The following is a 12,452-nucleotide window of genomic DNA, read 5'->3' on the forward strand; positions in this document are numbered from 1 at the left end:
GCACATGGGTGCGCACGCCGATATCGGCGTGCGCACCCATGTGCAGTGCGTCAGGCAGCGAGCACGAAAGTGAGGACCCTGGCGAAGGACCCGCCAACGCCCGGGAACACAGGGCCAGGGTGCATGTTGAGCGGTCCCGTGCCGGCGTCAAACCTCTCGTCGGTGTCGAGACGTCCCGCCTCGGGATTCACCCGATACGAGCCAGGATGTGTCGAGTCCCTGTCATCCTGCCGTTTCCTCGTCCACCAGGCCACCACGCCCGCATAGCCAGGATCACTGGGACCATTGACTCTGTCCAAGCTCGACTGAGCGATCAGGGTCGTATCCTTCGGAGAAATGAGGTCGGGTGCGGAAAGCTGAGGGATGTTGCCACCCGCGCGAACCTTCCATCCCGGGTGCTCCACCTTGAGAGCTCTGATGTACTCCTCTAGAGCCGGGACGGCGGTTGGTTCGGCTGTTTTCACGCTCTTCACCTCCCAGATCAGAATAGTTTTCCCGTTGATGTAGATGACGTCCGCTCTGCCGTCATCACCATGCACCTTCGCGCCAGGAATTGAGTATTCCGTGTAAACTTTCCCACCTCCACCGGCAAGGCGCCCCCGAAGATACGATGCGGTCATCGCGACTGCCTGGTCGTGGCGAATCTTGCTGTCAGCCAACTCAGAGCCACCACTGTCATCGTCGCTTCCCCTGACGCTCCCCTGACTGTCCGAGGAAGAAGTTCCTCCCCAGCCGGTAGCTACCCCGCCGCCGGTGGGATTACCGTTATGGGACAGGCTGCCGTCACCATGGGTGACATTGCCGTTGCCGCAACTGACGCCGAATTCCTTGCCGCAGGCGAGACCTTCGCCGGTGGGGTCGGAAAATGTCAGCGGGTTGTTGGCACTGTAGGTGTATCCGTTGAGGGTCTGGGGTTTGTCGGTTTCGAGGAGCGGGTCGACGCTGAGGAAACGGCCGGTGGTGGAATCGTATTCGCGAGCGCCGACGTAGGTGAGGCTGGTGGTCGGGTCGGTGGCTTTGCCGAGGAAGGTCTTGTCGTCGGGCCAGGTGCCGGTGCCGCCGGTGCGGATGGCGCCGAAGGGCGTGGTGTAGCGCTTGGTGACGGTCTGGCTGGTGGCGTTGACGGCGAGGGTGCTGGTGCCGTGCTGGTCGGCGGCGAGCCAGGTCAGGGTGTTGGTACCGGTCTGATTGCTGCGCAGTGCGATGGCGGAGCCGCCGGCGGTGTAGTAGCGCTGGGCCCAGTACTTGGGTGTTGCGGTGGTGTCGAGGTGGACCTCGGTTCCGCCGCTGAGGTAGAGGACGGTTTGTCCGCTTGTGTTGCGGCGGATCAGGAGGTTGCCGTCGGCGTCGTAGACGTGGCTGGTGGTGCTTTTGGTGGTGCCGGTACTGGACTTCTCGGTGAGGGTGTCGAGCTGGTCTTTGGCGTTCCAGGTGAGGGTCTGGGTGTCGGTGCCGTTCGGGCGTCCCGTGGTGTCACCGGTGTTGGTGTCATAGACGTAGGCGGCTGTGACTCCGTTGCAGTTGGCGGCCGTGGTGGTGGCGACCAGCCGGTGGATCTTCTTTGCGTCGTAGCAGTACTGCTTGGTGCTGGTGCCGGAGGAGGTGTGGGCGGCTTCAGTGGTGCGCAGGCCGCTGTCGGTGAAGGTGTAGGAGGTCCAGTAGGGGGCGGGTCCGCCGAGGTTGGCGGTGGAGCGGTTGGCGGTGGTGCAGTCGGCGGTGGCGGGTGTCCATGCGTCGGTCATGCGCCGGTAGCCGTCGTAGGCGAAGCACTGGTTGTCGGCCTTGCCGGTGCCGCCGAGGGTGGTGGGGTCGGTGATGGAGGTGACGTTGCCCGCGTCGTCGTAGCCGTAGTTCAGTTCTTGCAGTTCGTAGGAGTGGGTCTGGTCGGTGATGGCCGACTGCTTGAGCCGGTCGGTGCCCTCCTCCCAGATGTTGTTGATGTAGGCCTTTTTGGTGCCTTCGGCGTTGGAGGTGCCGAGGGTGAGCTGCTGGGTCTGTCCGGTGGCGGAGTAGCCGGCTGCGAGCAGGTAGCTGCTGGTGCCGGTGAGGGTGGTGGGCAGCCCGAGGGTGTTGTAGCCGGTGACGATCTTCTCGGAGGCGAGTCCGCCTGTGGCCGGCTCCTGGATGTACTGCTGGGTGTCGTCGAGGTTGTAGTACGTCGAGAACTGGAGCGAGGACGTGACGGCGCCGGAGGTGACCAGCGCGTCGGTGGCCGGAAGGACGAGCTGGGTGGTGGTTGGCCGGTTGAGCTTGTCGTAGGCGGTGACCTTGTTGGTGTAGGCGCTGCCGCTTACGCCGTTGACGTAGCTGGTGGACGAGTCGAGCTGGCCTTTGGCAGCGGTGTCGTAGTCCCAGTGGGCAAGCTTGTTGGCGTCGGTCTTGGACGTCTGCCACTGGTCGGTCTTGCGGCCGAGTCCGTCGTAGGCGTAGAGCAGTGTGGTCGGGCGGGAGTCCGTGGTCGAGGCGACCTGGTCGAGGTCGGTGTACGAGGTGGTCGTCGTTCCCTTGTCCGGGTCGGTTGCCGAGGCCTGGCGGCCGAACAGGTCGTAGGTGTAGGACCATTTCGTGTTGTCGGGTCCGGTGACGGTGTCGGGCTTGCCGTCGCGGGTGTAGGTGAACTTCGTCGAGGTGTAGGCGGCGCCGGCCCCAGCGCCGTAGGCGGTGTCGGCCGGGTCCCCGCCGGCGTAGGTGCGCTGTTCGACGATGCGGCCGGCGATGTCGCTGATGGTGCGGACGGCGGATCCGCCGCTCACCGCGGTGGTGGCGGTGGAGTCACCGGTGTACGTACTGGCCGTGGACCACTTCTTCTGGCCGTAGATGTAAAAAGTGTTGCTGGTGGGGCGCTCTGCGCCGTCGAAGACGGTGTCGGTCTGCTTCGGGGCGCCGCCGTACAGGGCCCGGGCGTAGGTACCGGACGGGGTGTTCTTGTCGTCGAAGACGTCGGCGTAGGTCTCGTAGGTGAGGCCGCGGCTGTCGTAGCGGGTGTCGGTCAGGAGCCGGCCGCCGCTGGGGGTCGGTGACTGCGTCTGCAGCGGTCGAAGCAGTGAGTCGTAGATGGTGTAGGTGGTGTTGTAGGAGCCCTCGGCGATGATGGCCGAGCTGGAGGTCCAGGACGGGTCCTTGTTGGATACGGAGTAGGCGTAGGTGTAGTTGGCTCCGAAGCCTCCGGCGCGGACGTGGTTGGGCAGCCACACCGCGGTCACGCGGCCGAGCGCGTCGTAGGTGGATTCGGTGAGGTTGTTGTTGACGTCGTAGGACTTGAGTGTGGTTCCGCGCGCATAGTCCAGGTATGTGTACGTCTTCTGGGTCTTGGCGTTGGTGACGGTGGTCTTGGTCAGCGGTCCGGTCGTGAGGGGGGTGTAGACGGTGCTGGTCGAGTTACCGAGGGCGTCCGTGACGGTCCCGGGCCGGCCCAGGGAGTCGTACCCGGTCGTCTTGGCCGTCGTCAGCCAGGAGGCCGGGTTCCGTTCGCCGTTGGTGGCCGTGGCCGGGTAGGCGGAGGCGCGTCCGATCCAGCTGTTGTTGCCGAGGGTGGGCGTCTGCGAGGCGGTCCACGTGGTGGCGTTGTCGTCGTCGTAGACGATGGCGGTGTCGCTCAGCACGTCGCCGCGGGTCTTGGAGTTCGCCGGCAGGTTCAGGTCAGTCTCGGCGGTGGAGCACGGCCGGCCGACGACGCGGGTCCGGGAGACCAGTGAGTTGATGCCGAGGCTCGCGTTGCGGGCGTACCAGGTGCGGGTGCAGGTCTCGTCACCGTCCAGGCCCGCCTGGCCGGAGTCGTCGACGCTGACTGCCATGCCATAGTTGTCGAAGCTGGTGTTCGTACTCTGGGTGCGCCAGCTGGAGGTGGCGGTCAGGTACGTCGAGGTCTGCGTCCTGGAGGTGCGGACGAAGTACGCGTCGATGTTGGCGTACGACTTCTGCTGGCTGCCGGTGACCTTGGACCAGGGGTCGTTGACCGTGACGCTGACAGGGCTGGAGCCGTTGTAGGTGATCTGCTCGCGGGCGAAGCCGGCGTACTGGTCGGTGTCGGTCTGGTCGGGCACGCTCAGGCCGGTGAAGCCGATGCCGGGAACGGGCACGGAGCGGGTGGTGCCGTTCTTCTGCTTGTCGCCGTCCATGCCCTGCAGGTAGACCGACACGCTCTTGGACTGTGTGGTGCCCGCGGCTCCCTTGAGGGAGGTGACGGTGCGATAGCCGCGCCAGTCGGACCAGGTACGTTCCTTCGCGGGAGTGAGCGGGTCGTTGTTGTAGTGCCAGGCCGGGCCGGAGTAGGTGTAGTGGTTCTCCGTGGTGTCGGTGTGACCGGTGGGGTCGGAGGTGATGACGTCGGTGACGCGGTACTTGTTGAACCAGTCCAGTGATGCTTCGAGGGCGCCGTTGATGTGCCAGTAGACGGGGTAGCAGCTCATCGTGTCGTTGTCCTCGGACGACGGCATCGTCGAGCCACGCACGCACTCCGGGTTGGAGAGTGTCACCACGGTGATCGCGCCGGTTTCGGAGGTGACGCTCTGAATGCGGGGCCGGTTCAGCGGCAGGATGTTGTCCTTGGGTGCGTCGACCCGGTTGGCGCGCATCTGGTAGGTGAAGGTCACCGGGGCAAGGGCGATCGTGCCGCCGTTCTTGCCGGTGTGCTGGATGCTGTCGAGGACGAGGCTCTGGTCGGTGCCGTTGCCGATGTCGCCGGGATCCAGAAACTCCTGGGTGAGCGTCCAGGAGTCGACGGGCGTGAACTTGCTGTCGGTGGCGGACCAGGCGAAGGTGTCGATGCTGCTCAGCCGCTTGCGGGTGAAGAACGCGGGACCGGTCGCGTCGCAGTCGTCGCCGGAGGTGCAGATGGAGTCGAAGGGGACGTCGGGCCAGTTCTTCGCCGTGTCGGAGGTCAGTGAGGAGCAGTCCGATGCGGTGCACCGCTCTGCGTAGTCGAAAGTGACTTCGTCGGAGGCGTTGCCGGCGAACAGGGTGTCCTTGTTCTGCCCGTAGAGGATCTTGTTGAGGTAGCCGCCGCGCGTGTACTGGGCGGTGCCGGTGGAGGCGCCGTTCTTGGCGTAGTAGTTGGTCTCGGCGGTGTACCAGTAGGTCATCGCGTTGCCGTGCAGGTCCACGACGTAGTCGAGGTTCCACCGCCATGCCTGGGTCACGGCCCGGTCGGCGAAGGTGTCGCCCTGCTTGTAGCCGGGCTCGCCGGAGTCGTCGCCGAACACCGGCGTGGTCCAAACGGAGTTGGTGCGCTCACTGCCGGCGCCGGGCAGCTTGTTCAGGCCGAAGACGTACTTCGTGCCGTCGCCGGTGGTGACGGTCCAGTATTCGCCGGCGCCGTCGATGCCGGCGTCGCCTTCGTCGCCGTTGTCGGCGCCGGTGGAGTGGGTGACGGTGGAGGCGTCGTCGTCCTTGAGGTGCCAGTCGCCGGTCTTGTCGTCCTTGACCAGTTCCGTGGACTTGCCGTTCAGCACGAGCGAGGCGTTGTCGTACTTCCAGCACAGGTCGTACTTGTCGTCCTGGCCGTCGTCGTCGCATGAGCCGTAGGAACGCTCCACATAGGACGAGCCGAGGTCGTCGAAGCCCTCACCGACCTGGCTGCCCTGGTTGTTCGTCGACGCCGTCTTGCCGTCGGTGCTTCCGGAGTCGTACGACAGTCCCAGGTCGGGGGCCGGGCCCGCGGCCGCCGGCGGGACGCCGATGGGGTAGTTCCAGGTGAAGGCGCCCGACGAGCCCCCGGCCTGCCAGCTGGAGGAGGCGGAAAGCTTGCTGGCCGCGTAGTTGCCCGAGCCGGAGGCGGATTCACCGGACGTCGTCGCGGTCAAGGCCAGCACCGTGGGAGCGGCGGTCGTCGCTGTCGTGCCCTCGGCCGTGGCCGCCAGGTTCACCTGGGCGGTGACGGTCTGGGCGGCCGGGTTGTTGCGCGAGCCGAGGCGTGTCTGGGTGCGGCAGGCGGCCTTCTGCGGGGTGGTCAGAGCGCAGGCGGGCAGTTGGACCAGGCCGAGGCGGCCGGCCCAGTCACCGCCGTAGGCGGCGGCGAAGGAGGAGTAGTCCACACTGACCTGGGCGGAACCGGGGGCGGTGGACGATGCCGTCAGTAGGACGCCCTTGATTCCGGCGGCGTGGGCCTGTTTCTGTCCCTGCACGCGCACCTGCGCCTGGCCGGCGGCTGTGTGGGTGCCGTGGCCGGATGCGAGGCTGACCGGCAGGCCGCCGGCCGTGAACCTCGCTGTGCCATGGGCGGGTATCTGCCCGGTTTTGGCGGCGGCGGCAGGCCAGTTGGCGTGCTGCGCGGCGCGGGCGCGCCTGGCCTGGGCGGCGTTCACGGCCGCGGTCCGGGCGACCTCCGTCCGGGCCTTCTTGGCGCCCAGGCCGAGGTGGGTCTGGACGTGGTCGACCCGCTGCTTCTGCGGAGCGGGCTTGCCCAGCCCGCCCGCGGTGGAGGCCTGGGCAGCCGGCGCCGCCAGTGAGCCGGACGTCAGCAGGGCCATGCACAGAGCTGCGACGATCGGCAAGCGTCGGCGCCGTGCGCGTTTGTGGGGTGGGGGTGGCGTTTGCTGCGCCCGGCGGAAACGCCGGGCTGTCATGCCGGTTCTCATCGCTGGCCTCCATGCGGTCAGGGGAGGAAGAAACGGATGCGCACGCGTCGAATCGATGGCGGCGGGGGGCCGTCGGTGCGCGCCGAAGGGTCAAGGAAGCGGGGAGAGTAAAGGGAGTCCGGTGGGTGGGGTGGCCGTCTGAGGCCGCCCCACCGGTGTTGTCTCCGGGGTCAGTCGCCGATCAGGTCGGAGATCTGCTGGCTGGTCATTGCACCGGCCCACAGTCCGATGTCGTTGATCTTGCCGGGCAGGTAGTGGCCCCAAGCGCCGCCTACGTATCCCTCACCTGCGGCGAACTCGCCCGCGCCGAGGACTGCCGTGTAGCTGTGGGGTACGCCGGCACCGTTCTCGTTCGCCCCGAGGTAGAGATGAACCGTGCCCGACGCCGCTTCGTAGGTACCGGTCAGACGAACAGCGCTGCCCAGTTGCGCTGTGTCGTCCGATACGACTCCGTCGAAACTGCCGTCCGTGTTCATCCGCCCGAAATACCACTTGCCGACCGAGATGGGCGTGCCGGTGTCCTGGTCAGTGTCGGCGCCGGTCCGTTGGTACCAGATGCCCCAGCCGGATCCGTCCGCGCTGCGCTGGCCCATGACTTGAGCCATGGAGTTGACGGGCTTGGACAACAGGGCGGTGCTGTCAGCGTCCACCAGGGTGGTGGCCGTGAACGAAGCGGTGTCGTCCAGCAAAGGTCCGGCAGCGGTGGCCGCTGCGTCGGTGCCGTTGAACACGATGGACTGACCGTCCAGAGACGCTCCGCCAGTCAGGGTGAGAGTGCGGTTGCCGTAGCCGGACAGGGTGTCGGTAATGGTCTTGCCGCTCGCACCGTCGGGTTTCCAGTCGGCCATCAGTTCCACGGCCGGACTGCCGTCTGTGTCGAGGAGCTGGTCCTCGGAGGCGATCTCGTCGTCCGTCAGGACACGCTGCCACACGGCCACTTCGTCGACGCGTCCGTCCCAGTAGTCCTGGTAGGTGCCGGGGGTGTAGCTGGCCCGTCCGAACTGCAGGTTGCCGTCGCTGACCGTGGCGCCAGAGGAGTCGGGCAGCGTCTTCACGTCAGCCTGCAGGCGGCCGTTGACGTACAGGGAGATGGTGTGGTCGGCGGTGTCGTATACGCCGGTCAGGTGTGTCCACGCCTTCAGCGGCACGCCTGTGGTGTCCGAGCCCACGGCTGCGAACTGGCGCGTACCGTTCGCGGTCCAGCTCCAGCGGAACGTCCAGCGCTTGGTGTTCGGCGAGTAGTACAGGGAGAAACCGGAGCCGTCGCTGCCGGTCTCCGAGACCACTGTGCCGAAGTTGGATCCGTCCGACAGCAGCGCCCACGCCGATGCCGTGAACGACGACTGCGTGTTGACCGCCGGAGCGCTGGTGGCCGCGTAGCCGGACCGGCGGGTGGGGTCCGCGGTGTCGTTCAGCCACAGCGACCGGTCCCCCTCACCGCGGCGTGCGAGTGAAGACCATCCCGCATCGGCGGTGTAGAGCGTGGCGGGATGGCGTGCGGCCTCGGTCGCTGTGTCCTCGGCCTTGGTCACGTCGGAGTTGGGGGCTGCGTCATCGAAGTGCCAGCGTCCGACGGCGCCCTGACCCGGGGCGACGTTGAACTTCACTATCTGCGAGGCCCCCCAGCGGCCCGCGCTGTCCTTCGCCCTCACCTGCAGCTGCTGGGTGCCCGCCAGCTGCGGAGTGACCGGCCAGTCCTTGACCGTGTTCCCGGGGATCTCATTCGACCACTTGGTTGAGGTCGTGAGCTTGTACTCGTATGACGAGTTGGTGTCGTCGGAGGCGGGTGCGAAAGTGAACTTGCCCGGCACATTCGGTCCGCCGGCCGGGTCACACAGGTTGGCCGTGCACGCGGAGTAGGGTCCGCCAAAGGTCACGACCGGTTGCTTGGGGGCAGTGGAGTCGACCTTGAAGTAGCACCATCGCTGCTTGGCGCCGGCGTCCGGTGAGTCCAGCCAGCTGTTGCCGCTGTTGTAGTACGAGCGGCTGTAGGCCGTCAGCCGGTACACAGGGCCTTCGGACAGTGTGATCGGCGACGAGTAGGTCAGGGTGTCGCCGTTGATTGCGTAGCCGCTGGTGGGGCGGATCGGTTCGGTCGCCGTCGACCAGGTGCCGTCGCTGTTCTTCTTCTGGATCAGATAGTGCGCACGCAGGCTCGCCTGGTCGCCTCCGCCCGACATCGTCCAGACGACCGCGTTCAGTGACGGAGTGGGGTCAGCTATCACGTCGGGGTCGGCGGAGTTGGTCTCGCAGGTGACGCCGCTGCCCTGGACGATGCCCACCTTGCTGGGTGTGTTCGGCAAACCGACATAGGTCACCGACAGCACCGCGTCGTTACGGAACCGCTTCCACGCGCTGGTGTCGCTCTCGTCCTGCGCCTTGAGCAGCAGGGTCAGTCTGGAGAACTTCCCCGCGGCGAAGTCCCCCACCGCCCGCGAGAGCGCCGGGTCGGTGAACTCGATCGGGGCAGCCGGCTGCGAGGGGCTGCACAGCGAGCCGCGCCCCGCGGAGACGTTCACACTGTCCATCATTGCGATGAAGGAAGGGCGGTTGGACCAGGTCGTGGACGAGGAGAAGTTGCCCGTGCGGTCCAATTCGACCGCACGCGCGTCACAGGTGAACGACCAGCTCTCGTTGGCGCGGAACGTCGCCGAGATGACCTTCTTGCCCGCCAGCTTCCCGGGCGAGAACTGGTAGTACAGCCGCTCGGTGTAACCAGGGCCGCAGTAGTAGCCGTTCCACGAGGAGCAGTGCCCCGTGCCCTTGCCCTCGTTGTCGCTGCCGTTGCTCCAGTTGTAGTCGGAGTAGCCGTCCGAGCGCAGCTGCGTGTGGGCCTGCTGGTCGAGTCCGACGCTGGGGTCGATGTAGAGCGGATAGGCACTGCTGTCGGTGTTGGCCAACATGTCCGCGTCCGGCACAACCGTCAGGGAATCCGGTGCCACCTGCACCGGGAGCACAGAAGAGGTGTCGCCCGCCCCGGGGCCGGCCGTCTCGTCCTGGCTCGTTCCCGTGGACGGATCCGAGGCGTTGGTCGAGGCGATGTCTGCGGACTTTGCAGTATTGGCCGTCTTGGCGGTCCGCTTCGCGCTGGCGCTGGAGCTGGTGGTGGTGTCGCCCTGGGAGTCCCACATCATCGCGGCAGGCGCGGAGAAGACAGGCCGGGCATTGTCGTCCACGGCCGTCATCCCGCCCCCGCTGGTCGGGGCGACGGTCAGCCCCTGCGACTGCAGCGAGAACGCGAGCTTCTTCAGCGCCGGCGCGGCGGCCGCCTGCGGTGTCTTGACAACGAGGAGCTCACGGAAGCCCTCCGTCGTCGCCGTCATCCGCAGGTCGACGCCAGGCAACACACCGGCGTAGACAGCGCTCGCCCCGTCCAGTGTGGGCCTGGGCAGTTCACCCGGCCACCCCAGCTGCAGCGACTTGCCGCCACGGCTCACGCCGACCAGCGTCGAACCGTCACCGCCGCCGGAGAAAGACAGGTCCACCACGGCTGCCTTCGGACCGACCGAACCATCCCCCCGCACTTCAAGGGTGGGGTCAGGACTCACCCACGATCCGTCCCGCTCCTGCACCCGCACCGGCACCGTCGACTGATCCAGCGTGAACGTCATCCCGTCCGGATTCGCGAACGTCGTCGCGTACTCCGTACGGTCATCCGGAACCTCGACTCGGTCCCCGGACTTCACCGCCTCCTGCGACGCGGCTGCCTCCGACGACAACGATGCCGTACCAGCAGACCGGTTGCCGACCTGCGCGAATGCTGGCGCCGTGCCGGCCGCCACAAGTGGCTGGACCAGCAAGGCGACCGCCGTCACCCACGCCATGCGCCATGAGCGCGCGCGTTGACCAGGGAACGCCACCACAACCCCACCCCGTTTTTACATGATGAACACACTTACCTGGTGATCACGGATCGTGGCAGCGCCATGACAATGCCCATGCCACGGAATACCAAAGACCAGGCAAAGGAAAGTCACAGCAAGAATAAAGAAACCTGATATTCACTCTCCCGCTACCACCAATATGAAGCGTCTACCGCGCATGCCGAATATGGTCCAGGCCGATCGAATTCAACCCAGATAGCACCAAACAGAGCCCAAGCTCCTACTGTTTTACGAATCGCGCATGGATGGTGTGAACCGGCGGAAATCTCAGCGGATGAACTTCTCCCACCCACAGGGGCACTTCGCCGCTTCGGCGAACTGCACGATGACTTCGGAACACTCCAGACCGACACGGGATTACGGTGCATCCCTCGCCAATTTGGACATCGCACAGAAGCAGACCGCAAGGCCGACGGGACTGATGCACCCCCGCCCCACGGCCATCTGCGCCGGCAGAAACACCACCATTTGCCCGCCGCACGCCGGTTCGCATGGCGCCGGGCCAGGCCGAGACCCGGCGAGGCGATCACACCACTGCCACTCGCGGACGGAGGACCGCCCACCGTGCCGAACGGCCCTCCCCCGCCGACATCCCAGCCCGCGTCTCACCACACAAGCAATCTCGACGTCGACCACCCTGGCTCTGCTCGCCGAGGCCTGGAACTCCGCCCCACTCCACATGGACGGCGAAGGAACGCGCGGCCTACGCCAACGACCTGGACGACCTGCGGGCGCACATCGCGGCCTCCGCGCCTTCGAACCGGTCGAAGGCCGGCAAGAACCCCACCGACCGGGTCGCCGGCAAAACCCGCTACCGGCTGAGCATCGACCCCGCCGAGCGGAACACGCCCGGCGAGCACCTCGCTGCCTGCCCCGACCAGCCCATCACCGTCACTCTCGCCCACCGAACAGACATCTGACCCGTCACCACGGCGGAAAGGCGGGTGACGGGCCAGACAGAAAGGACGCTACGTAACGGCGACCGGCGATACACCTCCGAGAACGGAGACACAGCCCAGAAGCGAGGGGTTCGGGGGCCGGGCTCGGGTCACCGGCCGCCAGCACCAACAGGCAGGTCAGCGGCGGATGTCGCCGCCATCGCGGTGCTCCCCCGCAGTGGTGGCGGTCGTCGCCACGGTGGTGGCCCCAGGAGGTCTCCTCGACGCACTGCTGATCCGTCCCAGCTGAGTAGGACCTACTGAGCGACTTCTGAGACACCGTCCCTGCCGCGCTCACACCGAGCGGCAGAGCGATCTTCATCGACGAAGGCCCTGGAGCGGCCGCCCATCAGGAAGTGACCGCGGAGGTGCAGTGGCTCGAGGATGGCAGCCAGTACCGCATCGTGAAGGTTCTCCATGATCCGGCGGCACTCACCGGCGAGCTCACCGCATCGGGGTGGTCGGCCAGCATCCGACTGCAAGAGAAGTTTATCGTCGGCGTCGCAGAGCCACCTCCCGTGCCCATCAACCAGGGTGCGTATCGAGTCGTGGTCCAGTGGTGCAACAGCCAGCGCCAGCGGGGCTGTTCGCGCACGGCCGACGTCGCGGCCAGTGCGGTCGCGAGGGCTGCCGCCCATGTGGGTCACGCGAACCGCGGCGCCACCGCCGCGGCGGCCGCTTCGAGGGGCACGAGCAGGAGCATCGCCGCGCCGGGGACCGCCACAGGCGGGTCGAAGGGGCGGTCGCCGGGTGTCCCGACGACGGCCGGCAGTGCGATCAGCAGGACCAGCGCGGCGATCGCGACCGCGCAGCCGACCCGGTGCAGCGCCCACGGGGCGGCCGTCGAGCCGGTCAGTTCGGTCAGGAACCGCAGCCCGGAGGCGACGTTGGTACGGTTCGGAGAGTCGGCGGCCCGGGTCACGGTCCCTTCCCGGCGTGGAGCGGCGCGGTGCCGGGTCCGCCGGTGGCGGCCTCGGCCTGCAGGCCGTTGATGAGGGTGTCGACGACGAACCGGTAGCTGTCGGCGGGGTCGCGCTGCATGCGGAAGGCATCGT

3 protein-coding genes are annotated in these 12,452 nt (G+C 66.9%); all 3 read right to left on the bottom strand.

Features of this window, described 5'->3' with window-relative positions; translation table 11 throughout:
* Window positions 1–50: 50 nt before the first annotated feature.
* The 3 genes from ACIQVL_RS50080 to ACIQVL_RS50090 all read right to left on the bottom strand — a co-directional run bounded on the left by ACIQVL_RS50080 (window position 51) and on the right by ACIQVL_RS50090 (window position 12,319).
* Window positions 51–6,467 (bottom strand): RHS repeat-associated core domain-containing protein, encoded by a 6,417-nt coding sequence (locus ACIQVL_RS50080; RefSeq protein WP_403479089.1) that lies wholly within the window; start codon window positions 6,465–6,467, stop codon window positions 51–53.
* A 278-nt stretch (window positions 6,468–6,745) separates the two neighbouring features.
* Window positions 6,746–10,063, bottom strand: a complete 3,318-nt coding sequence (locus ACIQVL_RS50085) for a LamG domain-containing protein (protein ID WP_403479090.1) — start codon at window positions 10,061–10,063, stop codon at window positions 6,746–6,748.
* A 1,977-nt stretch (window positions 10,064–12,040) separates the two neighbouring features.
* Window positions 12,041–12,319 (bottom strand): hypothetical protein, encoded by a 279-nt coding sequence (locus ACIQVL_RS50090; RefSeq protein ID WP_403479091.1) that lies wholly within the window; start codon window positions 12,317–12,319, stop codon window positions 12,041–12,043.
* Window positions 12,320–12,452: the final 133 nt, after the last annotated feature.

It is taken from the genome of Streptomyces sp. NPDC090499, assembly GCF_044769305.1.
Taxonomy (GTDB): domain Bacteria; phylum Actinomycetota; class Actinomycetes; order Streptomycetales; family Streptomycetaceae; genus Streptomyces.